Source organism: Streptomyces hygroscopicus subsp. hygroscopicus (genome assembly GCF_030269125.1).
Taxonomy (GTDB): Bacteria; Actinomycetota; Actinomycetes; order Streptomycetales; family Streptomycetaceae; genus Streptomyces; species Streptomyces hygroscopicus_C.
In genome coordinates this window covers 121,012-147,964 of sequence record NZ_BSSM01000019.1, presented here as the reverse complement: position 1 = coordinate 147,964, position 26,953 = coordinate 121,012, and the positions used below count along the sequence as shown (strand labels likewise).

Genomic DNA, 26,953 nt, shown 5'->3' with positions numbered 1-26,953 from the left:
CCGTCGTGACGACAACCGTGGTGGCGGCTACGGCCGTCGGGACGACCGTCGTGAGGGCGAGCGTTCCTCGCGTCCGTCGTTCCAGCGGGACGACCGTGACCGTGGCCCGCGCCGCGACGACCGCGGCGACCGTGGCGGCTTCCGCCGTGACGACCGCCGTGACGAGCGTCCCTCCTACCGTCGCGACGACTCCCGGCCGTCGTACCGGCGGGACGACGACCGCGGCGACCGTGGCGGCTTCCGTCGTGACGACCGTCGTGACGACAATCGCGGTGGCGGTTACGGCCGGCGTGACGACCGCCGTGACGAGCGTCCGTCGTACCGGCGTGACGACGACCGCGGCGACCGTGGCGGCTTCCGTCGTGACGACCGTCGTGACGACAACCGTGGTGGCGGCTATGGCCGTCGGGACGACCGTCGTGAGGGCGAGCGTTCCTCGCGTCCGTCGTTCCAGCGGGACGACCGCGACCGTGGCCCGCGCCGCGACGACCGCGGCGGGCGGCCCGGTGGCTTCCGGGGGCGGGACGGCCGGGGCGACGACCGCCGCGGCGGCGGCCGGTTCCGTGACGAGCGGGACCGCGACCGGGACCGCCACCACGACCGGGAGCCGATCAAGCGGCTGCCGATCCCGGAGGACGTCACCGGCGAGGAGATCGACAAGGACGTCCGCCAGGAGCTGCAGAGCCTGCCGAAGACGCTCGCCGAGGACGTCGCCCGCAACCTGGTGATGGTCGCGCGGCTCATCGACGAGGACCCCGAGGGCGCCTACGGCTACTCCAAGGTGGCCCTTCGCCTGGCGTCCCGCGTGGCCGCCGTGCGCGAGGCCGGCGGTTTCGCGGCGTACGCGAACCAGAAGTACAGCGAGGCCCTCGCCGAGTTCCGCGCCGCCCGCCGGATGACCGGCAGCGTGGAGCTGTGGCCGGTGATGGCCGACTGCGAGCGCGGGCTCGGCCGGCCGGAGAAGGCGCTGGACATGGCCGGCGCCCCCGAGGTGCACAAGCTGGACAAGGCCGGTCAGGTCGAGATGCGGCTCGTCGCTGCCGGTGCCCGGCGTGACATGGGCCAGCTGGACGCGGCCATCGTGACCCTGCAGAGCCCCGAGCTGGCCTCCAACTCCGTCCAGCCGTGGACCGCGCGGCTGCGCTACGCCTACGCCGACGCCCTGCTCGCGGCCGGCCGGGAGGGCGAGGCGCGGGAGTGGTTCGCGAAGGCCGTCGAGGCCGACCGCGACGGCAGCACCGACGCCTCCGACCGGCTCGCCGAGCTGGACGGCGTGGAGTTCGTGGACGCCCTGGACGAGAGCGAGGGCGACTCCGCCGCTGCCGACGAGCTGGACGGCGACGGCGACGCCGACGAGGAGCGCGACGCCGACGCCGACGCCGACAAGGACTGACGCGGGCCGGTGAGCGAAAGGGGGCGGGTTCCCGACGGAACCCGCCCCCTTTCGCGTGCCCGGACTCCCGTATGCCCGGGAGACGGCCCGAAGGCTCAGATCTCCAGCGCCCGCAGCACCAGCCCCGATGCCGGCTTCGGCCCGAACGACGTCGACTTGCGCGGCATCATGACGCCCTGGCGGGCCAGGTCGCGCACGACCTCCTCGCGCACCGGGTGCATCAGCACGGCCGTACCGCCGTCGCGTTCCGCCTTTTCCACGGTCGCGGCCGTGTCGTGGATGTAGGCGATGTGCGCGGGGGAGTCCTCGGGGATGTGCCAGACGTGTTCCAGCAGGGCGGCGTGCAGGACCGTGGCGTCCAGGGAGCGCCAGGCGGCCGGGCGGTCGGCCGGGACGGTGCGGGCCAGCAGCGCGGGGTCCGGGCGGTCGAGCAGGTGGAAGGCGCCGTCGCCGGCCAGCAGGAAGGCGTTGCCCGCGCAGGAAGCGTCCGCCAGCACCGCCAGGGCCTCGGTCAGCTGCACCTGGAGGCGCCGTACCCGGAACAGGCCCTCCACCGCGGCCAGCGCGTCCGCCACCGGCAGGCCGTGCAGGAGCCGGTGGATGGCGCGCACGCGCAGCGGGTAGCGGGCCGTGTCGACCAGCAGGACCAGGCCGTAGTCCCAGGGGCCGGGCGCGGGCTGCTCGGCGCGCAGGCGCAGATAGGTGGCCCAGCGGTGGTGGCCGTCGGCGATCAGGGCCTGGTGCTGGGCCAGACCGGACTGGATACGGGCCACGTCGGCGGCGTCGGTGATCGCCCACAGGCGGTGCCGGAAGCCGTCCTCGGTGGTCGTGGCCAGCAGCGGCGGCTTCTCCGCGGTGCGCTCGACCACCTCGGCGGCCGTGCCGTCGCCGCGGTAGCTCAGCAGCAGTGGTTCCAGGTTGGCACGGGTGGCGCGCATCAGGGCGGCGCGTTCGGCGACCAGCGGCGCCATGACGTCCTCGTGCGGCAGCACCACGCCCTCGGACGGATCGGAGACCCGCAGGGTGCCGATGACACCGCGCTGGAGCATGCCGTCGCCGTCGCTCTGTTCGTAGACGTACAGGGCGGGTTCGGGGTCCGCGGCGAGGATGCCCTCGGCCAGCCAGCCGCGCAGCGTGTCGGCGGCCTGCTCGGTGCGTTCGCTGGGCGTGTGGGCCTCGGGAAGGATCAGCCGGACGATGTTGTGGGGGTCCGCCGACTGGAGATGGTGCACCCCGTCGGGCCGCACCACGACGTCGTACGGCGGGGAGGTGACGGAGGCCAGGCTGCCGACCCGGTCGGGGTCGTATCGAAGGCCGCGGAACGGGGTGAGTTCCAGGCCCCGGCGCGCCATTGCTTCCGAGTGACCTGCAGTGTCCATCCCGGCATCGTATGTCAGCGGCATGCGGGATGATCGGGGTAATCGAGCGAGCGAGGAGCGATGCGGATATGAGCCAGGGCGTCAGGACCGGGCCCGGTGAGAGCGGACGGCCCCTGAGCGAGGCGTACGACACGGCGCTGCTCGATCTCGACGGGGTGGTGTACGCGGGCGGGAACGCGATCGCGCACGCCGTCGGCTCCTTGGAGCGGGCCCGCGCGGGCGGGATGCACCTGGCGTACGTCACCAACAACGCGCTGCGGACGCCCCAGGCGGTCGCCGAGCACCTGACCGAGCTGGGGATACCGGCGGTCGCCGAGGACGTCATCACCTCGGCGCAGGCGGTGGCGCGGCTGATCGCGGAGCAGGTGCCGGCCGGGGCGCGGGTGCTGGTGATCGGCGGCGAGGGCCTGCGGGCGGCGCTGCGCGAGCGGGGCCTCACGCCGGTGGAGTCGGCGGACGACGACCCGGCGGCGGTCGTGCAGGGGTACGGGGGGCCCGAGCTGACCTGGGGCCGGTTCGCGGAGGCGTCGTACGCGGTGGCGCGCGGGGTGCCGTGGTTCGCGTCGAACACCGATCTGACGATCCCCAGCGGTCGCGGGATCGCGCCGGGCAACGGGGCGGCGGTGGAGGTCGTCCGGATCGCGACGGGCAAGGAGCCGCAGGTGGCGGGCAAGCCGCTGCCGCCCATGCACCGGGAGACGATCATCCGGACCGGCGCGCGGCGGCCGCTGGTGGTCGGCGACCGGCTGGACACCGACATCGAGGGCGCGTTCAACGGCGGGGTGGACTCGCTGCTGGTGCTGACCGGGGTCACCGACGGCGCCCGGCTGCTGGCCGCGACGCCGGAGCACCGGCCGACGTATGTGGACGCGGATCTGCGGGGGCTGCTCACCGGGCAGCCGGAAATCACCCGCGAGGGTGAAGGCTTCCGGTGCGGCGGGTGGACGGCGTCGGCCGGGGCGGACCGGCTGGAGCTGGGCGGCGAGGGCGAGGCCCTGGACGGGCTGCGCGCGCTGTGCGCGGCGGCGTGGACGGCGGCCGGGGAGGGCTCCTGCGAGCTGGACGGGGGGAAGGCGCTGGCACGGCTCGGACTCTGAGCCGCCGTCACGCGCGGCGGGCGGCCTTTCACGCCGTTCCGCACCCGGGGATCTCGACCGTAAGCGAGGATAGGCTAACCTAACCTCGTGTTGGTCGACAGTCCTCCGGAACCGCGCGCGGCGAGCGTCCCCGCGCCCCCGACCCGCCGGGTGGCACGGCCCCTTGGGCTGTCGCTCTCCGTCGCGCTCCTGGTGCTGGTCGCCCTGGCGAGCCTCGCCGTCGGGGCCAAGGCGCTCTCCCCGGACCAGGTCTGGCACGGCCTGTTCCACGGCTCGGGGACGTACGGCGACGTCGTCGTGGACGAGCGGCTCGCGCGCACCCTGCTCGGGCTGCTGGCCGGCGCCGCGCTCGGCCTGTCCGGCGCGGTGCTCCAGGCGCTCACCCGCAATCCGCTGGCCGACCCCGGGCTGCTCGGCATCAACGCCGGCGCCTCGGCGGCCGTCGTCACCGCCATCTCCTTCTTCGGCGTCACCAGCCTGCGGGGCTATGTGTGGTTCGCCTTCCTCGGCGCCGCGGCCGTGGGCGCGCTGGTGTGGTTCCTCGGCGGCAGCCGGGGCGCCACCCCGGTCCGCCTCGCCCTCGCCGGTACGGCGATCAGCGCGGCCCTGTACGGCTACCTCCAGGCCGTGATGATCATGGACGACGCAGCGCTGGGCCGGATGCGCTTCTGGACGGTGGGCTCGCTGGCCTCGGCGTCCGGCCCGACCATCGTGCAGGTGCTGCCCTTCCTCGCGGCGGGCGGCCTGCTCGCGTTCGCGCTGGCCCGGCCGCTGAACGCCGTGGCGATGGGCGACGACACCGCCCGCGCCCTCGGCGCCCACCTCGGCCGCACCCGCGCCCTGGCCATGCTCGCCGCCACCGTGCTGTGCGGCGCCGCGACCGCGGCCTGCGGCCCCGTCGTCTTCGTCGGCCTGATGGTCCCGCACGCGGTGCGCTCCTTCACCGGTCCCGACCTGCGCTGGATCCTGCCGTACGCCGCCGTCCTGGCGCCGGTGCTGCTGCTCGGCGCCGACGTCGTCGGCCGCGTCGTGGCCCGCCCGGCGGAGCTCCAGGTGGGCATCGTCACCGCGGTCATCGGCGGCCCGGTCTTCATCTTTCTGGTACGACGACGGAGGACGGCCCAGCTGTGAGGACACACCGCGGGAGCCGTCCCGTACGCCTCCCGGGCGGGCTGTCGCTGCGCCTGGAGCCGCGTGCGCTGATCGTCGTCGTCCTGCTGCTGGCCGCCGCGCTCGCCGCCGGCGTCGCGCTGATCGGCACCGGCGACGCCAGGATCCCCGCGGCCGACGTCCTGAAGACGCTCGCCGGGAACGGCGACGCCTACCAGGGCTTCGTCGTCCGTGAACTGCGCCTGCCCCGGGTCCTCGTCGGACTGCTGGTCGGCGCCTCGCTCGGGCTCGGCGGCGCGCTGTTCCAGTCCGTCTCCCGCAATCCGCTGGGCAGTCCGGACGTGCTCGGCCTGTCCCAGGGGGCGACGGCGGGCGCGCTGGTCGTGATCGTGCTGATGTCCGGCGGCGCCGCCGAGGTCACCCTGGGCGCGCTGATCGGCGGCCTGGCCACCGGACTCGCCGTCTATCTGCTCGCCTGGAAGCAGGGTGTGCACGGGTACCGGCTGGTCCTGGTCGGCATCGGCGTCTGCGCGGTCGTCACCGCCGTCAACGGCTATCTGCTCACCAAGGCGGACCTGGTCGACGCGGCCCGCGCGGTCGTGTGGATGACCGGCTCGCTCGACGGCCGCGACTGGGACCAGGTGTGGCCGCTGCTCGGGCTGTTCGCCGTGCTGCTCCCCCTGGTCCTCGCCCACGGCCGGGGCCTGCGGATGCTGGAGATGGGCGACGACACCGCGGGCGCCCTCGGCGTGCCGGTGCAGCGCGTGCGGCTGGTGCTGATGGTCGGCGCCGTGCTGCTCACCGCCGCCGCCACCGCCGCCGCCGGACCGGTCGGCTTCGTCGCCCTCACCGCGCCCCAGCTCGCCCGCCGCCTCACCCGCTCACCCGGCCCCAACCTGGTGGCCTCCCTGTGCATGGGCGCCGCCCTGCTGGTCACCGCCGACTGGGCCGCGCAGCGCCTCTTCGGCGCGGGACGGCTGCCCGTCGGCGTGCTCACCGGCGTCCTCGGCGGCGGCTATCTGCTGTGGCTGCTGGTCACCGAGCGCCGGGCGGGCCGGATATGAACGCCACCGGCACCAACCCTCCCAGGAGTACCGTGAACCGCCTGTCCGCCGAGCACGTCACCCTCGCCTACGACCGGCGCGTCATCGCCGAGCAGCTGTCGGTCCGGATCCCCGACCACTCCTTCACGGTGATCGTCGGCCCCAACGCGTGCGGCAAGTCCACGCTGCTGCGGGCACTGTCCGGGATGCTGAAGCCCGGCCGGGGCAACGTCCTGCTGGACGGGCGGGCCATCCGGTCGCTGCCCGCCAAGCAGGTCGCCCGCACCCTCGGCCTGCTCCCGCAGTCCGCCGTCGCGCCCGAGGGCATCACCGTCGCCGACCTGGTCGGCCGGGGCCGCTATCCGCACCAGGGCCTGCTGCGCCAGTGGTCGGCCGAGGACGAGCGGGTCGTCCGGGAGGCCATGCGGCGGACCGGGGTCGCCGAGCTGGCCGAGCGCTGCGTGGACGAACTCTCCGGCGGACAGCGGCAGCGGGTGTGGATCGCGATGGCCCTCGCCCAGCAGACCCCGCTGCTGCTCCTGGACGAGCCCACCACCTATCTCGACATCCAGCACCAGATCGACGTCCTCGACCTGTGCGCCGAACTGCACGAGACCCAGGGCCGCACCCTCGTCGCCGTCCTGCACGACCTCAACCACGCGGCCCGCTACGCCACCCACCTCATCGCGCTGCGCGGCGGCGAGGTGATCGCCGAGGGCGCGCCCGGCGACATCGTCACGGCCGAGCTGGTCGAGCACGTGTTCGGGCTGAAGTGCCAGGTCATCGCGGACCCGCAGACGGGCACCCCGCTGGTGGTGCCGGCCGCCCGCACGGCACGCGCCGCGCGGGTCACAGCAGCTTCCTGAGCCGGAACAGGTCCAGCAGGCTCGCCTCCAGGCGCACCCGGCCCCTGCCCCAGGCGGTCGCGAAGTGCAGCCCGCCGTCCACCAGGGCCAGCAGATCGTCACCGGCCATCGCCAGCCTGATCTGCGCCCGCTCGCGCGGGGGTCCGGGCAGGGTTTCGAGCACGTCCAGGCGGCCCCCGGTCATCCGCCCGGCGAAGGTGACGTCCAGGTCGGTGATGTGGCAGCTCACCGAGCGTTCGAGCGCGGCGGCGGCGCGCACGTCACCCTCGGCGGCCCCCATGTTGTCCGAAAGCCTGCGCAGCGCGGCGCGGCACTCCTCGATCGTGGCCATCGCCACCGACGGTACCCCAGCGGTTCGATGTAGCGTCTGGGCATGAGCGAGTCCGTGTCCGAGGCCGAGATCGCCGGGACCGCCGAGCGGGCCGAGCCCCGGTCCGAGCCCCCCGTCGTGGCCGCACCCGAGTGCGACCCCGCGGCCCCGGCCCCCCTGAACCTGCCGCGCACCCCCACCGGCGACGCCGAGGTCGACGCCCGGCTGGCGCGGCTGGCCGATGCCGACCACCTCGCCACCGACGGACATGTCGAGGTGTACGAGGATGTACACCGGGGGCTGCGCGACGCGCTCACCGCGCTCGACGCCCGTCCGGGACCTCCGGGTCACCCCTTTTGATGCCGTCACAACGATGCAGGAGCTGAACCGAACGTGGCAGGAGTCGCACGCCGTCGTCTGGACGCGGAGCTGGTCCGCCGGAAGCTCGCGCGCTCGCGCGAGCACGCCAGCCAGCTGATCGCCGCGGGGCGGGTCACCGTCGGCAAGACCGTGGCGACCAAACCGGCCACACAGGTGGAGACCGCCGCCGCGATCGTGGTCCAGGCCGACGACAGCGATCCCGACTACGTCTCCCGGGGCGGCCACAAGCTCGCCGGCGCGCTGGCCGCCTTCGTACCGCGGGGGCTCGTGGTCGAGGGGCGGCGGGCGCTGGACGCCGGAGCGTCCACCGGCGGCTTCACCGATGTCCTGCTGCGCGCGGGCGCCGCCCATGTCGTCGCCGTGGACGTCGGCTACGGGCAGCTCGCCTGGTCCTTGCAGAGCGACGCCCGGGTCACCGTCAAGGACCGTACGAACGTACGGGAGTTGACGCTCGACGCGATCGACGGGGAACCTGTGGATCTCGTCGTGGGCGATCTGTCCTTCATCCCGCTCGGGCTGGTGCTGCCCGCCCTGAAGCGGTGCGTGAAGCCGGACGCCGACCTCGTGATGATGGTCAAGCCGCAGTTCGAGGTGGGTAAGGAACGGCTCGGCAGCGGGGGCGTCGTACGGAGTCCGCAGCTGCGGGCGGAGGCCGTGCGCGGGGTGGCCGAGAAGGCCTGGGAGCTGGGACTCGGGGTGCGGGGGGTCACCGCGAGTCCGCTGCCGGGCCCCTCGGGCAACGTCGAGTACTTCCTGTGGCTGCGGTCCGGCGCCCCCCGCCTGGACCCGGCCGATGTCGAGCGTGCAGTGGCGGAGGGGCCGCGTTGACACAGAATCTGGCGCGTACTGTTTTCCTGCTGGCCCACACCGGGCGGCCGGCGGCGATCCGCAGCGCGGAACTCGTCGTCAAGGGGCTGCTGAGGCATGGCATCGGTGTGCGGGTGCTGGAGGAGGAGGCGCGTGACCTGCCGCTCCCCGACGAGGTGGAGCTGGTGCGGGAGGCGACCCCGGCGTGCCTCGACGGCTGCGAGCTGCTGATCGTGCTCGGCGGCGACGGGACGCTGCTGCGGGGCGCGGAGTTCGCCCGCGCGTCCGGGGTGCCGATGCTCGGCGTCAACCTGGGGCGCGTGGGGTTCCTCGCGGAGGCGGAACGCGATGACCTCGATCGGGTGGTCGACCGGGTGGTGGCGCGGTCGTACGAGGTCGAGGAGCGGATGACCGTCGACGTGGTGGTGCACCGCAACGGGGACATCGTGCACACCGACTGGGCGCTGAACGAGGCGGCCGTGCAGAAGGCCGGCGCGGAGAAGCTGCTGGAAGTCGTGCTGGAGATCGACGGGCGGCCGGTGACGGGGTTCGGCTGCGACGGGGTGGTGCTGTCCACGCCGACCGGGTCCACCGCGTACGCGTTCTCCGCCGGGGGGCCGGTGGTGTGGCCCGAGGTGGAGGCGCTGCTGATGGTGCCGATCAGCGCGCACGCCCTGTTCGCGAAGCCGCTGGTGACGTCGCCGGACTCGGTGCTGGCGGTGGAGGTGCTGCCGCACGTCCCGCCGGGGGTGCTGTGGTGCGACGGCCGGCGGACGATCGAGCTGCCGCCGGGGGCGCGGGTGGAGGTGCGGCGGGGGGCGGTGCCGGTGCGGTTGGCCCGGCTGCACCACTCGTCGTTCACGGACCGGCTGGTGGCGAAGTTCGCGCTGCCGACGACGGGGTGGCGGGGCGCGCACTAGCGACGCCGGGGGATCCGTCCCGTCGGCGGGTGCGGGTGCCTCGGCTCGTCGCGCGGTTCCCCGCGCCCCCTGGGCCGGGAGGCTCCGCGGGGTGGGAAGGGCCGGGGCATGTGCGCTCGCCGCCCCGGACCTCGTATGGTCTGTTCCGTGTTGGAGGAGATGCGGATACGGTCGCTCGGGGTCATCGACGATGCCGTCGTCGAGTTGTCGCCGGGGTTCACCGCGGTCACCGGTGAGACGGGCGCGGGCAAGACCATGGTGGTCACCAGCCTGGGGCTGCTGCTCGGCGGGCGGGCCGACCCGGCGCTCGTGCGGATCGGGGCCGGCAAGGCGGTCGTGGAGGGGCGGATCGCCGTCCCCGCGGCCTCCTCGGCCGTCGTACGGGCCGAGGAGGCCGGGGCCGAGCTGGACGACGGCGCCCTGCTGATCAGCCGTACCGTCTCCGCCGAAGGCCGCTCACGGGCCCATCTGGGCGGGCGCAGCGTGCCCGTGGGGCTGCTCGCGGAGCTGGCCGACGACCTGGTGGCCGTGCACGGGCAGACCGACCAGCAGGGGCTGCTGAAGCTGTCCCGGCAGCGCGGGGCCCTGGACCGGTACGCGGGCGACGCGGTCGCCGTACCGCTCGCCAAGTACGGCGAGGCCTACCGCAGGCTGCGGGCCGTCGCCACCGAGCTGGACGAGATCACCACGCGGGCGCGCGAGCGGGCGCAGGAAGCCGACATGCTCCGCTACGGCCTCGACGAGATCGCCGCCGTGGAGCCGCGCGCCGGTGAGGACGTGGAGCTGGCCGAGGAGGCCGAGCGGCTGGGGCACGCCGAGGCGCTGTCCTCCGCCGCGACGGCCGCGCACGCCGCGCTCGCGGGCAACCCGGAGGACCCGGAGAGTATCGACGCCCAGGCACTGGTCGCGGGCGCCCACCGGGTCCTGGAGACCGTACGCTCGCACGACCCGGCGCTGGCCGCGCTCGCCGAGCGGATCGGCGAGGTCGGCATCCTGCTCGGGGACGTGGCCGGCGAGCTGGCCGGATACGCCGACGACCTGGACGCCGATCCGCTGCGGCTCGCCGCCGTCGAGGAGCGCCGGGCCGCTCTCAACGCGCTGACCCGCAAGTACGGCGACGACGTGAACGCCGTGCTCGCGTGGGCCGAGCAGAGCGCCGCGCGGCTGACCGAGCTGGACGGCGACGACGAGCGGATCGCCGAGCTGACCGCCGAGCGGGACGCGCTGAGCACCGAACTGGGCGCCCTCGCCCAGGCGCTGACCGACGCCCGTACCGAGGCCGCCGAGCGGTTCGCCGCCGCGGTGACCGCCGAACTGGCCTCGCTGGCCATGCCGCACGCGCGTGTCTCCTTCGACATCCGGCAGACCGAGGACCCCGAGGGCGTCGAGGTCGGCGGGCGTACGGTCGCCTACGGCCCCTCGGGCGTGGACGAGGTCGAGCTGCTGCTCGCCCCGCACCCGGGCGCCCCGCCGCGGCCCATCGCCAAGGGCGCGTCCGGCGGTGAGCTGTCCCGGGTGATGCTCGCGGTGGAGGTCGTCTTCGCGGGCACGGACCCGGTGCCGACGTACCTGTTCGACGAGGTCGACGCGGGCGTCGGCGGCAAGGCCGCGGTCGAGATCGGCCGCCGCCTGGCCAAGCTCGCCAAGAGCGCCCAGGTCGTCGTCGTCACCCACCTGCCCCAGGTCGCCGCCTTCGCCGACCGGCAGCTGCTGGTCGAGAAGACCAACGACGGCTCCGTCACCCGCTCCGGCGTCAAGGTCCTGGAGGGCGAGGACCGCATCCGTGAACTCTCCCGGATGCTGGCGGGCCAGGAGGACTCGGAGACGGCCCGCGCCCACGCGGAGGAACTGCTGGCGACGGCGCGGGCGGACCAGTAGCGGGACTTAGGGTGTCGGGATGACCGGCACCCGAAAGTCCCGCTCCTTCCTGCTGTCCGCCGCGCTCACCCGGGCCGGCTACGCCCTGCTGCGCGCCAAGGCGCCCGGGGGTCCGGCGCGTTGGGAACGGAAGAACCACGCGGGCCGGGCCGTCGAGCTGTACGCCGGTCCCGCGGTGGCGGTCGGTACGGCCGTCGCCGCCGCGCGGGTGCACCCCGGGGCCGGGCTCGCCGTGCTGGCGGCGGGGGCGTGCGGGGCGTACGACGACGCGGCCGGCGACCACCGCCGCGGCCTGCGCGCCCACCTCGGCGCCCTGCGCGACGGCGAAGTCACCAGCGGAGCGGTCAAGTTGTTCGGTATCTCCGCGGCCGGCCTCGTGGCGGGCGCGCTGCTGAAGGAGCGGCCGCTGGACAGACTGCTCGCCGGAGTCGTCGTCGCGGGGGCGGCGCACTTCGTGAACCTGGTCGACGTACGACCGGGACGGGCGCTCGGCGCGGTCCTCGCGCTCGGCGCGCCGGGACTGCCGCGCCATGGGGCCGGCGGGGAGCTGGCCGCCGTCGCGATGGGCGGCGCGGCGGCCGTGCTGCGCGAGGACGCCGGCGAGCGGACGATGCTCGGGGACACGGGGGCGCACGCGCTCGGCGCCGCGCTGGGGGCGGCCGTGGTGGCGGGCAACGGGCGCACGGGGCTGCTCGCGCACGCCGTCGCTGTCGTGGCCGCCGCCGTATACGGGGACCGGATCACTCTGTGGGCGCGGGCGCTGTGACCGTCTGACCTCGGGGGACGCACCGGAGGTTCGGTCACCCCGGGTCCGACCTCATTCACCCGTGTGGGTGATGTGCTCCGGCGCATTGCCCCGGCCCGCCGCCCCGTGCGCCCGCCCGGTATTCCCCCGACGGCCCCGCCTGCTGGCATGCTGGACGGGGACACCGGCCGCGCGGGAGGCGCGCGGGGCACGTCCCACCGCCCCTGTGCGCCCGCTACCTTCTGTACGTCGCCTCGTGACAGCCCCACGCCGAACCAGGAGCCCGGCCTCGTGAGCCCCCTGAGCAGCAACGCACCGCACGGCCGGCCGCCGCTGCGCACCGTGCAGGTGCTGGGCGGGGGCAACGCCGGCGGGAGCGCGCATGTGCGCTCCCTGTCCGCGGGACTGGTCGCCCGGGGCGTGCGGGTCACGGTGTGCGCCCCCGTCGAGGCCGACCGCGCCTACGACTTCGCCGGCACCGGCGCCGGACATGTGCACGTGCCGCGCAGCAGCGACCCCGCCTCGGTGGCGGCGCTCCGGGCCGTCTGCGCCGACGCCGACCTGGTGCACGCGCACGGCCTGCACGCCTCCTTCCGGGCCGTCCTCGCGCTCGGCGGGCGCACCACCCCACTGGTCGTCACCTGGCACAACCGGGCGTACGCCGAGGGCGCGCGGGCCCACCTGATGCGCCTGCTGGAGCGGCGCGTGGCCCGCGCCGCGACCGTGGTCCTCGGCACCAGCCCGGACCTGGTCGACCGTGCCCGCCGCACCGGCGCCCGGGACGCCCGGCTCGCCGCCGTGACCCTGCCCCGCCGGCCCCCGACCGCTCCGGACGACCCCGACCGGCTGCGGCCCAAGGCCCGCGCGGAACTCGGCGCCACGGAACGCCCGCTGCTCCTCGCCGCGGGCCCCCTCGACCGGCACCGCGGCCACGAGACCCTGCTGGACGCGGCCCGCGCCTGGCGGGACCTCGACCCCGCGCCGCTGGTCGTCGTCGCGGGGGAGGGCCCGCTGCGACCGCTGCTCCAGCGGCGCATCGAGACCGAGCGGCTCCCGGTACGGCTCCTCGGCCACCGCGAGGACCTCCCCGAACTGCTCGCCGCCGCCGACCTGGCCCTGCTCACCAGCCGCTGGGAGTCCCGGTCCGTCCTGGCCCAGGAGGCGCTGCACGCCGGCGTCCCCCTGGTCGCCACCCGCGTCGGCGGCATTCCCCACCTCGTGGGCGACGCCGCCGAACTCGTCCCGTACGGCGACCCGTCCGCCCTCGCCGACACCGTCGGGCGCCTGCTCGTCGACCCCTCCCGCCGGGATCTGCTGCGGGAACGGGGCGCGCGGCAGGCCGCCGGGTGGCCGACCGAGGACGAGACGGTGGCCCAAGTACTCAGCGTGTACGACGAGTTGACCCAGCCGATGATTCTCTGAACGGAAACGGGCTAGGGCACGTGGCGCCGGGCCCGCAGCGCGAGGCCCAGGGCCAGGACGGTCTGCGGGTCGTCGAGGTCGGTGCCCAGCAACTCGCCGATGCGGGCGAGACGGTTGTACAACGTCTGCCGGTTCAGGTGGAGTTCACGGGCGGTCTCGGCCTTGCGGCCCGCGTGCGCGAGATACGTCTCCAGGGTGGGCAGCAGCGGCGGCTTGGAACGTCGGTCGTGGTCGCGCAGCGGGCCGATCGCCCGGTCCACGAAGGCCGCGAGGTCCGGGTGGTCGCGCAGCCGCCACAGCAACAGGTCGATGTCGAGGCGGCGGGCGTCGTGCCAGGGACGGTCGGTCAGCCCCTGCGCGGCCGCCGCCGTCTCCGCCGCGTGCCGCAGTCCCGCCGAGGCCGCCGCCCAGCCGCCCGCCATGCCGACGACCACCACGGGCGGCGAGGTGCCGGGCCGCCGCATCCCGGCGCGCTCCACCCCCGCCCGCAGCGCCGCCGCCACCCGGTCCGCGACCGTCGCGCGCTCCGACTCCGAGCGCAGCCCGAGCAGCACCAGCACCCGGCCCTCCACCGGCCGTACGCCCAGCAGCACCGGCACGCCCACGGCGGCCAGCTCCTCGGAGACCGCGCGGGCGAGAACCGCCCAGCCGCCCCCGCGCTCGGCCTCGCCCGTGCGGGCGGTGCCCCCGGCGGGGGAGGGGGGATCGCCGACCCGCATCACCACCGGCAGCAGCGGGCTGCCGCCGGGCTTGAAGCCGAGGACCCGGGCCTGGGCGGGCGCGTCCTGCGCGGAGATACGGCCCTCCGCGAGATCGGTGAGGAAGTCGCCGCGCCCGCGCGCCGCCAGCTCCTCCTCCTGCCGGGCCTGCATCAGTACCACGGCCAGGATGCCCGCGGCCCGCTCCGCGGCGATCCGGTGCACCGGCGCCAGCGCGGAGCGCACCGGCAGCAGCACCAGCCGGGCGCGCACCGAACCCGCCGTACCGGGACCGCCGCCCGGTACGTCCACCAGGACCGAACCGGCGGGCGGCGGCGCGTTCTTGTGCGGGCCGCGCAGCCCCTCCCACACCTGGAGCGGGTCCGCGCCCTCGGGCCCCTCGCCGGCCGCGTACAGCAGCCGGCCGTCGGCGGTCTCCAGGAACACCGGGTTGCCGCTGAAGCCGGCCAGGATGCCCAGCACATGCGGCACCCCGCCGCCGCCCAGCAGCGCCTCGGTACAGCGCCGGTGCACCTCTTCGGCCCGCTGGAGCAGCGCGTAGTGGCCGTTGACGATCTCGGTGTGGATCTCCTCGGTGACCGCCACGAACGGCACCTCGCGGTGCAGCTGCACCAGCGGCAGGTCGGCCGCCCGCGCGGTGTCCACCAGTGCGGCCGGCAGCCGGCTGAAGCGCGGGCCCAGCTCCACCACCAGCGCGGCGATCCCGCGCTCGGCCAGCGTGCGCACGAACGCCCGCTGCTCGGCCGGCCGGGTGCCGAGCCCGTAGCCCGTGGTCAGCAGCAGCTCGCCGCCCTTGAGCAGCGAGGCGATGTTCGGCACCTCGCCCGCGTGCACCCAGCGCACGGTACGGCTGAGCCGGTCCGCGCCCGCGACGATCTCCGGCAGTCCACTGCGCAGTCCGGGCAGCTCCAGTGCCCGCTGAACGGTGATGCCCGCGCCCTGGGTGTCGGGTCTGCTGTCCGTACCGCTGTCCATGAAGCGGACGCTACCTGCGAGAACGCCCGAAGAACATCTCCTGGCGGGACCGGTCCGATCTCGTGGCCGGACCGGACCGGCGCCGGGGCTAGACCGGCCTGATGTTGTGGTTGAAGCGGAAGACGTTGTCGGGGTCGTACCGCCGCTTCACCTTCTCCAGGCGCAGGGTGTTCCCCTCGCCCAGGCCCGCCCGGACCCGCTCGGGGCCCTCGTCGCCGATGAAGTTCAGATAGACGTCCCCCGTGCTCCAGGGCCGTACGGCCGCGCACACCTCTCGCACCCAGCCGACGCACCGCTCGTCGTCCGCCGCATCCGCCCAGATGCCGAACGGGTGCACCGCCCAGGGTGCGTCCCGGTACGGCACCGGGTACGCGTGCGGGCCCTTCGCGACGGCCCCGCCCTGCGGGAGCAGCACGTGCTGGGTGGGGGTCGGGGTCGGCACCCCTTGCCCGAGGTCGCAGAAGACGTCCACCGCGTCGTCCGGCAGATCGCCGAGGTACTCCGCGGACCAGTGGTTCCGCAGTCCCGCCGGGGCGTCGAGCATGCGCTGCACCTCGGTGTACGGCCGCGCGCCCACGACCTGTGCCTCGTGCGGCAGCGCCAGCAGCGGCTCGGCCAGCTCGCGCAGCTCCTCCTCGCCGCCCGCGTACGTCAGCAGCGCCAGGCACAGCGGCCGGCCCACCAGCGGGGGCGGTACGAAGTCCGCCGGCGGGCCGGTGGCGTACAGCACCGCTCCGCCCACCGCGTCCGGGCCGGTGCGCAGGATCTCCCGGAAGGCGCGGACCACCGCCGGCCCCGACTCCGGCAGGCACAGCGTCAACGCCACGCAGAACAGCGGAAGTTCGTGCAGCTCCAGGGTGAGCGCGGTGGCGACGCCGAAGTTGCCGCCCCCGCCGTGCAGCGCCCAGAACAGCTCCGGGTTCTCGTCGGCGCTCGCGTGCACCCGCTCGGCGTCCGCGGTCACCAGCTCCACGGCGACGAGGTTGTCCACGGCCAGCCCGAACGCGCGGTCCAGCCAGCCGGTGCCCCCGCCCAGGACGAAACCGCCGACCCCCGTGGTCGACGCCCGGCCCCCGGTCGTGGCCAGCCCGTACGGCTGTGTCGCCCGGTCCAGCTCGCTCATCGTGGCCCCGCCCTCGACCCGGACCGCCTCCGCGGCCGGATCGACCGTGACCCCCCGCATCCGCCGCAGGTCCACCACCAGCGCGCCGTCACCGAGCGCGGAGCCCGCCACGCTGTGCCCGCCGCCGCGCACCGCGACCGGCAGATCCAGCTCCCGCGCACACCACACCGACCGCACGACGTCGGCCGCGCCGGCACACCGCGCGATCACGGCCGGTCGCCGGTCGATCATCCCGTTGAAGACGGCACGGGCGCCGTCGTAGCCGGGGTCCTCCGGGGCGAGGACGTCGCCGACGAGATCGTCGCGGAGGGCGGCGAGGGCGGTGCGGGCCTTGGAACGGGACGCCATGGCAGCCCCCTTCCGAAAGGGGGGATTCGTGCGCTTTCAGCCTAGAGTGCCTAGCCGCCGTACGCGCCCGAAGCCGTGAGCCGCAGCGCCGTGTCGATCAGCGGCACATGGCTGAACGCCTGCGGGAAGTTGCCGACCTGCCGCTTGCGTCGCGGGTCCCACTCCTCCGCCAGCAGTCCGAGGTCGTTGCGCAGGGCGAGGAGTTTCTCGAAGAGCTTGCGGGCCTCGTCGACGCGGCCGATCATCGCGAGGTCGTCGGCCATCCAGAACGAGCACGCGAGGAACGCGCCCTCGTCGCCCGGCAGACCGTCGACGCCCTCGGCCTGGCCCTCCGTGGGGTAGCGCAGGATGAAGCCGTCGGAGGTCGACAGCTCGCGCTGGATCGCCTCGATGGTGCCGATGACGCGCTTGTCGTCCGGCGGCAGGAAGCCCATCTGCGGGATCAGCAGCAGGGAGGCGTCCAGCTCCTGGGAGCCGTAGGACTGGGTGAAGGTGTTGCGCTCCTTGTCGTAGCCCTTCTCGCACACGTCCCGGTGGATGTCGTCGCGCAGTTCGCGCCAGCGCTCCAGCGGGCCGTCCGCGTCGCCGGACTCGATCAGCTTGATGGTGCGGTCCACCGCCACCCAGGCCATCACCTTGGAGTGCACGAAGTGCCGGCGCGGGCCGCGCACCTCCCAGATGCCCTCGTCCGGCTCCTGCCAGTGGTCCTCGAGGTAGCGGATCAGCTTCAGCTGGAGCAGGGACGCGTAGTCGTTGCGGGCCAGGCCCGTCATGTGGGCCAGGTGCAGGGCCTCGGTGACCTCGCCGTACACGTCCAGCTGGAGCTGGTGGGCCGCGCCGTTGCCGACCCGGACCGGGGCCGAGTCCTCGTAGCCCGGCAACCAGTCCAGCTCCGCCTCGCCCAGCTCCCGCTCGCCGGCGATGCCGTACATGATCTGGAGGTTCTCGGGATCGCCGGCGACCGCGCGCAGCAGCCACTCGCGCCAGGCGCGGGCCTCCTCGCGGTAGCCGGTGCGCAGCAGCGAGGACAGGGTGATCGCGGCGTCGCGCAGCCAGGTGTAGCGGTAGTCCCAGTTGCGCACGCCCCCGATGTCCTCGGGCAGCGAGGTGGTGGGCGCGGCGACGATGCCGCCGGTGGGGGCGTACGTCAGCGCCTTGAGGGTGATCAGCGAGCGGATCACGGCCTCGCGGTACGGCCCGTGGTACGTGCACTGCTCGACCCATTCGCGCCAGAAGTTCTCCGTGGCCTCCAGCGACTGCTCGGGCTCCGGCAGGGCGGGCGGCCGCTTGTGCGAGGGCTCCCAGGAGATCGTGAACGCGATCCGGTCACCCGGGGCGACCGTGAAGTCGGCGTAGGTGGTCAGCGACTTGCCGTAGGTCTCGGCCTCGGTGTCGAACCACACCGAGTCGGGTCCGGCGACGGCGACCGTGCGGCCCTCGTGCTTGTGCACCCAGGGCACGACGCGGCCATAGGAGAAACGCATCCGCAGCGCCGAGCGCATCGGCACCCGGCCGGTGACGCCCTCCACGATCCGGATCAGCTGGGGCGCGCCGTCGCGCGGGGGCATGAAATCGGTCACGCGGACCGTGCCGCGCGGGGTGTCCCACTCCGACTCCAGGATCAGTGAGTCGCCCCGGTAGCTCCGGCGGGCGGCCGTGGGCGGCTGGACGTCGGCCGCGTGCGCCGGGCCGAGCCGCCAGAAGCCGTGCTCCTCGGTGCCCAGCAGGCCGGCGAAGATGGCATGCGAGTCGAAGCGGGGCAGGCACAGCCAGTCGACCGTGCCGTCCCGGCAGACCAGTGCGGCGGTCTGCATGTCTCCGATGAGTGCGTAGTCTTCGATGCGCCCGGCCACGTGCAACTCCAGTCGAACGGCCACGTCACACCCCCGCGCGAGGGGGCTGTCGCTAGTGCGGTCAAGGGGTCGTTGTTGTGCGTCGTTGAGCTGTGAAGCAAAGCAGTCCGCCGAGCCCTGAGGCAAAACGACAGTCTTTGCTCAACGAACTGCCGCGCTCTCGTTGTTCCGGGTGACGCAGGCGGGGGTGTGCCTCGTCCGGCCGGGCCCGGCAGTGAATGTCCGAGCAGGATACGACGCACCCGGATGATCCGCGTGCCGCTCCGGGCAACCCGTGTGCGCCGAACGAGTGACCTCCCGGTGATGCTCGTGTGTGTCGTACGGGACTGTGCTGACCCCTGGGGCCCTTGGGGCGGACTGTGCCGTCGTATCTCCCCGGTACGGGCCGCTCCGTGCTCGGTCACGTACGGAAGGTGGCCGAAAGTCGACGCATACGTGCACGGAGCGTGGCCGGAAGCCATCCCCTCCGGGCGCTGATACCCTGGTAGCCCGTGGACCGGTGGGCTCGAAACCCCCGAACCGCAGCGACGGCACCCTCGGAGCGATCCGGGACGTACAAGCCGCACCGCACGACAGCCAGCGACCACGGGAGCCCCCTCTTGGCCATGCCGCCCAAATCCACGACGACCAAGCACATCTTCGTCACCGGGGGTGTCGCCTCCTCGCTCGGCAAGGGCCTCACCGCCTCCAGCCTGGGCATGCTGCTCAAGGCCCGCGGTCTGCGCGTCGTGATGCAGAAGCTCGACCCGTACCTGAACGTCGACCCCGGCACGATGAACCCCTTCCAGCACGGTGAGGTGTTCGTCACGAACGACGGCGCCGAGACCGACCTGGACATCGGCCACTACGAGCGCTTCCTCGACCGCGACCTCGACGGCTCGGCCAACGTCACCACCGGCCAGGTGTACTCGACGGTGATCGCCAAGGAGCGCCGCGGCGAGTACCTCGGCGACACCGTGCAGGTCATCCCGCACATCACCAACGAGATCAAGCACCGCATCCGGCGCATGGCCACGGACGAGGTGGACGTCGTCATCACCGAGGTCGGCGGCACCGTCGGCGACATCGAGTCGCTGCCGTTCCTGGAGACCGTCCGCCAGGTCCGCCACGAGGTGGGCCGGGACAACGTCTTCGTGGTGCACATCTCCCTGCTGCCCTACATCGGCCCCTCCGGTGAGCTGAAGACCAAGCCGACCCAGCACTCGGTCGCCGCCCTGCGCAACATCGGCATCCAGCCGGACGCCATCGTGCTGCGCTGCGACCGCGAGGTGCCCACCGCCATCAAGCGCAAGATCTCGCTGATGTGCGACGTCGACGAGGCCGCGGTCGTGGCCTGCCCGGACGCCCGTTCGATCTACGACATCCCGAAGGTCGTGCACACCGAGGGCCTGGACGCCTACGTCGTGCGCAAGCTCGACCTGCCCTTCCGGGACGTCGACTGGACCACCTGGGACGACCTGCTGGACCGCGTCCACAACCCCGACCACGAGGTCACCCTCGCCCTCGTCGGCAAGTACATCGACCTGCCCGACGCCTACCTGTCGGTCACCGAGGCGCTGCGCGCCGGCGGCTTCGCCAACCGCGCCCGCGTCAAGATCAAGTGGGTCACCTCCGACGACTGCAAGACCCCGGCCGGCGCCAAGGCGCAGCTCGCCGACGTCGACGGCATCTGCATCCCGGGCGGCTTCGGAGACCGCGGTGTGCTCGGCAAGGTCGGCGCCATCCGCTACGCCCGCGAGAACAAGATCCCGCTGCTCGGTCTCTGCCTCGGCCTCCAGTGCATCGTGATCGAGGCCGCGCGCAACCTGGCAGACATCGCGGACGCCAACTCCACCGAGTTCGACCCGGCCACCGCCCACCCGGTCATCTCCACCATGGCCGAGCAGCTGGACATCGTGGCCGGCGAGGGCGACATGGGCGGCACCATGCGCCTGGGCATGTATCCGGCCAAGCTGGCCGAGGGCTCCATCGTGCGCGAGGTGTACGACGGCAAGGAGTACGTCGAGGAGCGCCACCGCCACCGCTACGAGGTGAACAACGCCTACCGCGCGGAGCTGGAGAAGAAGGCGGGCATCCTGTTCTCCGGCACCTCCCCGGACGGCAAGCTCGTGGAGTACGTCGAGTACCCGCGTGACGTGCACCCCTACCTGGTCGCCACGCAGGCGCACCCGGAGCTGCGCTCGCGCCCGACCCGCCCGCACCCGCTCTTCGCCGGCCTGGTGAAGGCGGCGGTCGAGCGGAAGATCGCCGAGTAGCCCGGGAGCTGTACGGTGGCCGGGGCGCGCGCATCCGCGAGGTGCGTGCCCCGGCCACGCGCGCACATGGGGAAGGACAGGGCATGACGACGATCAAGGACACCCCCGAGGAGTGGGAGATCCGGGCGACGGAGACCCCCTTCGTCGGCAACAAGACCTCGGTGCGCACCGACGACGTGGTGATGCCCGACGGCTCGGTGGTCCACCGCGACTACCAGGTCCACCCGGGCTCGGTCGCCGTCCTCGCCCTGGACGAGGAGGACCGGGTGCTCCTGATCAACCAGTACCGCCACCCGGTGCGCCACAAGCTGTGGGAGATCCCGGCCGGACTGCTCGACGTGCCCGGCGAGAACCCGCTGCGCGCCGCCCAGCGCGAGCTGTACGAGGAGGCGCACGTCAAGGCCGAGGACTGGCGGGTGCTGACCGACGTGTACACCACCCCCGGCGGCTGCGACGAGGCCGTACGGGTCTTCCTCGCCCGTGAGCTGTCCGAGGCCGAGGGCGAGCGCTTCGCGGCGGAGCACGAGGAGACCGACATGGAGCACGCGCGGGTGCCGGTCGACGAGCTGGTGCGCCGGGTCCTCGCCGGTGACGTGCACAACAACTGCCTGGTCGTCGGGGTGCTGTCCCTGGTGGCAGCGCGCGGCGGGGAGGGTCTGGACGCCCTGCGCCCGGCGGACGCGCCGTGGCCGGCTCGTCCTTTCACCTCCTGACGCCTCTCGTCTGGGGCCGTCGCCCGCATTGGTGTGACCATCGCCTGATCCGATCGGGCGATGTCCCCGCCGTCCCCGCCGTGCTCCGAGCGGAACGTCGCAGAGCGTGAACTAGGCTCTTGAACGCCCGTTCCGGAAGATCCGGCGGGCTTGCGCGTGCGGTGTGGGACGGGAGTGTGGCCCGTGACGGATCAGGCGGTGGACACAGGCGGTGCGCGACTGTCCGCGCCCTCGGCCGACGGGGACCGATTCCTGGGCCGTACACGGGAGTTGAAGGAGCTGCGCGCCGACATCGAGCGCGCGGGCCTGGACACCCTGGCCGGCCGCAAGGCCCCCCGCGCGCGGGTGCTGCTGATCGCCGGGCGCCCCGGTTGCGGCCGTACCGCCCTCGCCGAGGAACTCGTCCGCCAGGTTGCCCACCGTTACCCCGACGGTGTGCTGCGGACCCGGCTCGCCGAGCCCGACGGCACCCCCGTTCCGGTCGAACGGGCCGCCCGCGAGCTGCTCGCCGCGCTGCGGGTGCCCGCCCCGGCCGGCGCCGCCGAGGACGATCTCTCCGAGGCCCTGCGCACGGCCCTCGCCGGACGCCGGTGGCTGCTGCTCCTGGACGACGCGACCGGCGCCGAACAGGTCGACGCCCTCCTCCCGGACGCCCCGGACTGCCTGGTCGTGGCCGTCTCCAAGGGGCCGCTCACCGGCATCTCGGACGTCCGCCCCTGCACCCTGGGCGGCCTCGACACCAAGTCCGCCGTGGAACTGCTCACCCGCTACACCGGCTCGGTCCGCGTCACCGTGGACCCGCGCTCGGCCGAGAGCCTGGTGGAGGCGTGCCAGGGCCACCCCGCCACGCTGGTGCTGGCCGGCGGCTGGCTCGCCGCCCGCCCCAAGGCATCGGTCTCCGACCTCGCCAAGCGGATGCACACCTCCCCGCAGGACGGCGCGGAGGAGACGGACGCGACCCCGCTGGCCCGCATCTTCCGGCTGGTCCACGAGGAGCTGCCCGGCCCCGCCGCCCGGATACTGCGACTGCTGAGCCTCGCCCCGGCCGGTCCGGTCGACGACCACACCGCCTCCGCGCTCGCCGGCTGCTCGGTCGAGGCCGCCCGCGCCACCCTGGACGACTTCGTCGCCCTCGGCCTGCTGCGCCCGGTCGACTCCCCGCTCGCCGAGTACGACATCCCCGGCTGGCTGCACCCGCTGCTGCGGGGACTCGCCGAGGCCCAGGAGCGGCCGGGGGAGCTCCAGTTGGCCCGCGCGCGGATGCTGGAGCGGACCGTGCGGCTGCTCCACTCCTGCCGGGCCATCACCGAGACGGACAGCCCCCAGTCCCGGGAGAAGATCCAGGGCCTGCCCCCCGCGCTGCGTTTCGCCGACCCCCGCGCCGCCGCCGAGTGGCTGCGCGTCCGCAAGCCCGCTCTGCTGGCCTCCGCCCGGCTCGCGGTGGCCGACGGTGAGCTGGACACCCTCGCGAGGCGACTGCTGTCGCAGCTGGTCAGGGCCGTGGCCGCGCATGTCGGCACCCAGGCGGCCGCCGTCGACCTGTACGGCGTCCACGGCCTCGTCCTCGACGTCGCCGAGCGCCGCGGACTGCCCCGGGAGCGGGCGGCGGCCCTGCTGAACCTCGGCGATCTGGACGCCCAGACCGGCCGTACCCGGGACGCGCTGGCCCGCTACCGGGCCGCGCTGGACGCAGGACGCGCGGCGAACGACCCGTACGCGACCGGCCGCGCGATGGAATCCGTAGGCGGCGCGCACCTGGAGCTGGGGGACTACGACCGGGCCGCCGACTGGTTCGGGCGCGCGCTGGCCGACCGGCTGGCCCGCGACGAGCGCGCCGAGGCCGCCCGGCTCTACGGCCGGATCGCCACCGCCCACACCTACGCGGGCCGCTACGGCGAGGCGCTGCGCAACTGGCGGGCGGCCTGCGCGGCCTACCGCAAGAGCGGTGATGTCGCCGCCCACGCACGGGCGTTGAGCGAGACGGCCCGGGTGCAGGAGTACGCAGGACGGCCCCGGGAATCGCTGGCCACCTGCCAGGAGGCGGTGGAGTGGGCACGGCGCGCGGACGACGTCCGGTTGCAGGCCGCGCTGGAGCTGCGCCTCGCCGACACCCTGGAGCACCTCGGCGACCCGACGGCGGCCCGGTTGCACCGCGCGGCCGCCGGGCGTCTGCTGGGCGAGGAGGCACCGGAGCAGCCGTCGGACACGGCTACAAGCCCGGAACCGGACGGGAACACCTGCGAAATCCGCAGTGCATCCGATGAAGATTGATGCAATGAAAGGCTAGACAGGCGGAACACCTTCATTAAACTGGCTCTGCCGCATGTTCCTGCGGCCTCTCCCGGTATGCCTAGGCATGTCTGGGTACGCCTGTAATGCACCCCCCATACCCTCTGAGCCAAGGACCGTGATCGACGTGAAGGTCGGCATCCCCCGCGAGGTCAAGAACAACGAGTTCCGGGTGGCCATCACCCCCGCCGGCGTGCACGAGCTGGTGCGCAACGGCCACCAGGTCGTCATCGAGCGGGGCGCCGGCCTCGGCTCCTCGATCACGGACGACGAGTACGTGGCCGCCGGCGGCCAGATCCTGGACACCGCCGACGAGGTCTGGGCCGCCGCCGACCTGCTGCTCAAGGTCAAGGAGCCGGTCGCGGAGGAGTACCACCGCCTCCGCAAGGACCAGATCCTCTTCACGTACCTGCACCTGGCCGCCTCCAAGGAGTGCACGGACGCGCTGATCGAGTCCGGCACCACCGCCATCGCCTACGAGACGGTCGAGCTGCCGAACCGCGCGCTCCCGCTGCTCGCCCCGATGTCCGAGGTCGCGGGCCGGCTGGCCCCGCAGGTCGGCGCCTACCACCTGATGCGCGCCAACGGCGGCCGCGGCGTGCTGCCCGGCGGCGTCCCGGGCGTGACCCCGGCCAAGGCCGTGGTCATCGGCGGCGGCGTCTCCGGCTGGAACGCCACCCAGGTCGCCGTCGGCATGGGCTTCGACGTGACCCTGCTGGACCGTGACATCAACAAGCTGCGCGAGGCCGACAAGATCTTCGGCACGAAGGTCAAGGCGATCATGTCCAACACCTTCGAGCTGGAGAAGGCGGTCCTGGACGCCGACCTGGTCATCGGCGCGGTGCTGATCCCGGGTGCCAAGGCCCCGAAGCTCGTCACCAACGAGCTGGTGGCCCGCATGAAGCCCGGAAGTGTCCTTGTCGACATCGCGATCGACCAGGGCGGCTGCTTCGAGGACTCCCGTCCCACCACCCACGCCGAGCCGACCTTCGAGGTCCACAACTCGGTCTTCTACTGCGTCGCCAACATGCCGGGCGGTGTGCCGAACACCTCCACCAACGCGCTCACCAACGCGACGCTGCCGTACATCGTCTCCCTCGCCAACAACGGCTGGGTCGAGGCGCTGCGCCGTGACGCCGCGCTCGCCAAGGGTCTCAACACCCATGACGGCAAGGTCGTTTACAAGGAGGTCGCCGAGGCCCACGGCCTGGAGCACGTCGAGCTGGCCTCGCTGCTCGGCTGACCCTCGTGACCTGGTGGGTCGCTAAGTCACCCACAGGTAAAAGGCGATTCGTCAACACGTCTCGTCAACCGCCCACGTCCGGCCGGACCTTGCCCGACAAGGTCCGGCCGGATGTGTGTATGGTCACTTTGCGAAGCTCGGTCAACTCGCCTCGAACGTAACCGTTCAACCGATTCGCACCCCGGTGAAACCTGCTGTGCGACGGCCGTACGCCCTTGACAGCGACATGTTTCATTGCCGACACATCCTGCCGGGTCCGGCGGATTGTGTTGCTGCGGACCGCCGACACGCCATAGAGTCGCCAACCGTCGGCATGGTGCCACGCTGACCTTGTCTAGAAGTTTCCTGGTCACCAAGGAGGTAAGACGACTTGTGAATGAGTCGACATTTTCTCCCGGGGGTGGTCAACCAGGAATGCCCGCAGGAGGCCAGGGGCCCGCGGGATTCGAGGCTGTCGGCTCCGTAGCTGTGCGCACCTTCGCAGCCCACCAGAGTCCGGGATCTCCGATGCCCCGGACAGCACACCAGAGCATGGATGGCCATCACGTGAACGCCATGGCCGGCGACGGAAGTGGCGCGCCCCACAACCACTTCGCCGACTACGACGAACTGCCCGAGGGGCACTTCTACGACCCCGACGCCGAGTACGAGCCCGATCCGGAGTACGCGGCCACGCTGGCGCCCGACGCGGCCCGCCAGCGCCGTGAGCGCATCGGTCCCACCGGACGCCCGCTGCCGTACTTCCCGATCCCGGGCCCGCTGACCGACCACGGCCCCGCGAAGATCATCGCGATGTGCAACCAGAAGGGCGGCGTCGGCAAGACGACGTCGACCATCAACCTGGGTGCCGCGCTCGCGGAGTACGGCCGGCGCGTGCTGCTCGTGGACTTCGACCCGCAGGGCGCGCTGTCGGTGGGTCTCGGCGTCAACCCCATGGAACTCGACCTCACCGTCTACAACCTGCTCATGGAGCGGGGCATGTCCGCGGACGAGGTCCTGCTGAAGACCGCGGTCCCCAACATGGACCTGCTGCCCTCCAACATCGACCTGTCGGCCGCCGAGGTCCAGCTGGTCTCCGAGGTCGCCCGCGAGTCCACGCTCCAGCGGGCGCTCAAGCCGCTGCTGCCCGACTACGACTACATCGTGATCGACTGCCAGCCCTCGCTGGGCCTGCTCACGGTGAACGCGCTGACCGCCGCGCACAAGGTGATCGTGCCGCTGGAGTGCGAGTTCTTCGCGCTGCGCGGTGTGGCCCTGCTGACCGAGACCATCGAGAAGGTCCAGGAACGGCTCAACCCCGACCTGGAGCTGGACGGCATCCTCGCCACCATGTACGACTCGCGCACGGTCCACAGCCGCGAGGTGCTGGCCCGCGTGGTCGAGGCGTTCGACGACCACGTCTACCACACGGTCATCGGGCGTACGGTCCGCTTCCCGGAGACCACGGTCGCCGGTGAACCGATCACCACGTACGCCTCCAACTCCGTCGGCGCCGCCGCCTACCGCCAGCTCGCCAGGGAGGTGCTCGCCCGGTGTCACGCCGAGTGAGTCTGCCGGGGGCCGACGAACTCTTCCGTACGACAGGGGGCACGGCGCTGCAGCCGTCGAGTCCCCGGCGCGCCGCGGGCGGTGAGGCCCGGGTGCCGGCACCCGCGCCGGACAGCGACGACGTGGCCGCCGCCGAGGACGCGCCGCAGGCCGTACCCGTGCGGAACGGGGACGGCGAGGGGGCGGAGCACGTGGCGGCGGAGGCGGACTCCGCCGACGCCGAGTCCCCGGCCCGGCGCCGGCAGTCCGCGCCGGACGGTGCCGCTGCCGCCGCCCAGCCGCGCAAGCAGCGGGGGCGGGCGGCGAACCGGCGGCCCAGCGGGCGCGAGCGGCACGACGAGAAGATCACGGTGTACGTCTCCGCCGAGGAACTGATGGACCTGGAGCACGCGCGTCTGGTGCTCCGGGGCGAGCACGGGCTGGCGGTGGACCGCGGCCGCATCGTGCGCGAGGCGGTGGCCGTGGTGCTGGCGGACCTGGAGTCCCGCGGGGACGCGAGCATCCTCGTACGGCGGCTGCGCGGGCGTTAGCGGTAG

The 26,953-nt window shown here is 73.6% G+C and carries 22 protein-coding genes; 17 read left to right on the top strand and 5 right to left on the bottom strand.

The genetic code is table 11. The features are described 5' to 3' along the window. The first annotated feature begins 619 nt into the window (after nt 1-619). Nucleotides 620-1,393, top strand: coding sequence for a tetratricopeptide repeat protein (locus QSK45_RS32760; protein ID WP_285562541.1), 774 nt, complete (start codon nt 620-622; stop codon nt 1,391-1,393). A gap of 95 nt (nt 1,394-1,488) precedes the next feature. On the opposite strand, the gene QSK45_RS32755 is transcribed toward QSK45_RS32760, so the two are convergent. Further along, a complete protein-coding gene (locus tag QSK45_RS32755; RefSeq protein ID WP_285562531.1) occupies nt 1,489-2,772 on the bottom strand; it encodes a DUF1015 domain-containing protein in 1,284 nt (427 codons plus the stop codon). A gap of 68 nt (nt 2,773-2,840) precedes the next feature. Between QSK45_RS32755 and QSK45_RS32750 the strand changes: the two genes are divergently transcribed. The 4 genes from QSK45_RS32750 to QSK45_RS32735 all read left to right on the top strand — a co-directional run bounded on the left by QSK45_RS32750 (nt 2,841) and on the right by QSK45_RS32735 (nt 6,888). Further along, complete coding sequence (locus QSK45_RS32750) at nt 2,841-3,869, top strand: HAD-IIA family hydrolase (protein ID WP_285562530.1); 1,029 nt, start codon at nt 2,841-2,843, stop codon at nt 3,867-3,869. 87 nt (nt 3,870-3,956) lie between these two features. Then, nucleotides 3,957-5,000, top strand: a complete 1,044-nt coding sequence (locus tag QSK45_RS32745; protein ID WP_285562529.1) for a FecCD family ABC transporter permease — start codon at nt 3,957-3,959, stop codon at nt 4,998-5,000. Continuing rightward, nucleotides 4,997-6,043 (top strand): FecCD family ABC transporter permease, encoded by a 1,047-nt coding sequence (locus tag QSK45_RS32740; RefSeq protein ID WP_285562528.1) that lies wholly within the window; start codon nt 4,997-4,999, stop codon nt 6,041-6,043. The genes QSK45_RS32745 and QSK45_RS32740 overlap by 4 nt, the downstream gene beginning before the upstream one ends. After that, nucleotides 6,040-6,888, top strand: a complete 849-nt coding sequence (locus QSK45_RS32735) for an ABC transporter ATP-binding protein (protein WP_285562527.1) — start codon at nt 6,040-6,042, stop codon at nt 6,886-6,888. The genes QSK45_RS32740 and QSK45_RS32735 overlap by 4 nt, the downstream gene beginning before the upstream one ends. Here QSK45_RS32735 and QSK45_RS32730 read toward each other — a convergent pair. Beyond that, a complete protein-coding gene (locus tag QSK45_RS32730; RefSeq protein WP_285562526.1) occupies nt 6,872-7,219 on the bottom strand; it encodes a sterol-binding protein in 348 nt (115 codons plus the stop codon). The two genes, QSK45_RS32735 and QSK45_RS32730, sit on opposite strands and share 17 nt — an antisense overlap. 42 nt (nt 7,220-7,261) lie before the next feature. Between QSK45_RS32730 and QSK45_RS32725 the strand changes: the two genes are divergently transcribed. The 6 genes from QSK45_RS32725 to QSK45_RS32700 all read left to right on the top strand — a co-directional run bounded on the left by QSK45_RS32725 (nt 7,262) and on the right by QSK45_RS32700 (nt 13,351). Beyond that, nucleotides 7,262-7,558 carry a hypothetical protein gene (locus QSK45_RS32725; protein ID WP_285562525.1) on the top strand — a complete coding sequence of 99 codons (297 nt, stop codon included), beginning with the start codon at nt 7,262-7,264 and terminating at the stop codon, nt 7,556-7,558. A 33-nt stretch (nt 7,559-7,591) separates the two neighbouring features. Continuing rightward, nucleotides 7,592-8,407: a TlyA family RNA methyltransferase gene (locus QSK45_RS32720; protein ID WP_285562524.1), complete on the top strand. Its 816-nt coding sequence runs from the start codon at nt 7,592-7,594 to the stop codon at nt 8,405-8,407. Next, a complete protein-coding gene (locus QSK45_RS32715) occupies nt 8,404-9,306 on the top strand; it encodes an NAD kinase (RefSeq protein ID WP_285562523.1) in 903 nt (300 codons plus the stop codon). The genes QSK45_RS32720 and QSK45_RS32715 overlap by 4 nt, the downstream gene beginning before the upstream one ends. Nucleotides 9,307-9,441: 135 nt before the next feature. Continuing rightward, nucleotides 9,442-11,184, top strand: coding sequence for a DNA repair protein RecN (gene recN, locus QSK45_RS32710; protein WP_285562522.1), 1,743 nt, complete (start codon nt 9,442-9,444; stop codon nt 11,182-11,184). Nucleotides 11,185-11,203: 19 nt separating this feature from the next. Next, on the top strand, nt 11,204-11,950 hold the full coding sequence (locus QSK45_RS32705) for a hypothetical protein (protein ID WP_285562521.1): 747 nt from the start codon (nt 11,204-11,206) through the stop codon (nt 11,948-11,950). A gap of 270 nt (nt 11,951-12,220) precedes the next feature. Further along, a complete protein-coding gene (locus QSK45_RS32700; RefSeq protein WP_285562520.1) occupies nt 12,221-13,351 on the top strand; it encodes a glycosyltransferase family 4 protein in 1,131 nt (376 codons plus the stop codon). Nucleotides 13,352-13,362: 11 nt separating this feature from the next. Here QSK45_RS32700 and QSK45_RS32695 read toward each other — a convergent pair whose 3' ends face one another. The 3 genes from QSK45_RS32695 to QSK45_RS32685 all read right to left on the bottom strand — a co-directional run bounded on the left by QSK45_RS32695 (nt 13,363) and on the right by QSK45_RS32685 (nt 18,369). Continuing rightward, nucleotides 13,363-15,045 carry a PucR family transcriptional regulator gene (locus QSK45_RS32695; RefSeq protein ID WP_285562519.1) on the bottom strand — a complete coding sequence of 561 codons (1,683 nt, stop codon included), beginning with the start codon at nt 15,043-15,045 and terminating at the stop codon, nt 13,363-13,365. A gap of 88 nt (nt 15,046-15,133) precedes the next feature. Beyond that, nucleotides 15,134-16,516, bottom strand: a complete 1,383-nt coding sequence (locus QSK45_RS32690) for an FAD-binding oxidoreductase (RefSeq protein ID WP_285562518.1) — start codon at nt 16,514-16,516, stop codon at nt 15,134-15,136. A 50-nt stretch (nt 16,517-16,566) separates the two neighbouring features. Next, the gene (locus QSK45_RS32685) at nt 16,567-18,369 is read right to left on the bottom strand and encodes a glycoside hydrolase family 15 protein (protein WP_285562540.1); all 1,803 of its coding nucleotides are present in this window, start codon (nt 18,367-18,369) and stop codon (nt 16,567-16,569) included. Between the two features lie 605 nt (nt 18,370-18,974). Here QSK45_RS32685 and pyrG point away from each other — a divergent pair. From pyrG to QSK45_RS32655, 6 genes are all read left to right on the top strand, one after another. Continuing rightward, complete coding sequence (gene pyrG / locus QSK45_RS32680) at nt 18,975-20,624, top strand: CTP synthase (RefSeq protein ID WP_285562517.1); 1,650 nt, start codon at nt 18,975-18,977, stop codon at nt 20,622-20,624. An 83-nt stretch (nt 20,625-20,707) separates the two neighbouring features. After that, complete coding sequence (locus QSK45_RS32675; protein WP_285562516.1) at nt 20,708-21,337, top strand: NUDIX domain-containing protein; 630 nt, start codon at nt 20,708-20,710, stop codon at nt 21,335-21,337. Between the two features lie 183 nt (nt 21,338-21,520). Continuing rightward, entirely contained in the window at nt 21,521-23,608 is a 2,088-nt protein-coding gene (locus QSK45_RS32670; protein WP_285562515.1) for a tetratricopeptide repeat protein, read from the top strand. 136 nt (nt 23,609-23,744) lie between these two features. Beyond that, the gene (gene ald / locus QSK45_RS32665; protein WP_285562514.1) at nt 23,745-24,869 is read left to right on the top strand and encodes an alanine dehydrogenase; all 1,125 of its coding nucleotides are present in this window, start codon (nt 23,745-23,747) and stop codon (nt 24,867-24,869) included. A 414-nt stretch (nt 24,870-25,283) separates the two neighbouring features. Beyond that, the gene (locus QSK45_RS32660; protein WP_285562513.1) at nt 25,284-26,417 is read left to right on the top strand and encodes a ParA family protein; all 1,134 of its coding nucleotides are present in this window, start codon (nt 25,284-25,286) and stop codon (nt 26,415-26,417) included. Then, nucleotides 26,402-26,947 (top strand): hypothetical protein, encoded by a 546-nt coding sequence (locus QSK45_RS32655; protein ID WP_285562512.1) that lies wholly within the window; start codon nt 26,402-26,404, stop codon nt 26,945-26,947. The genes QSK45_RS32660 and QSK45_RS32655 overlap by 16 nt, the downstream gene beginning before the upstream one ends. Nucleotides 26,948-26,953 lie beyond the last annotated feature (6 nt).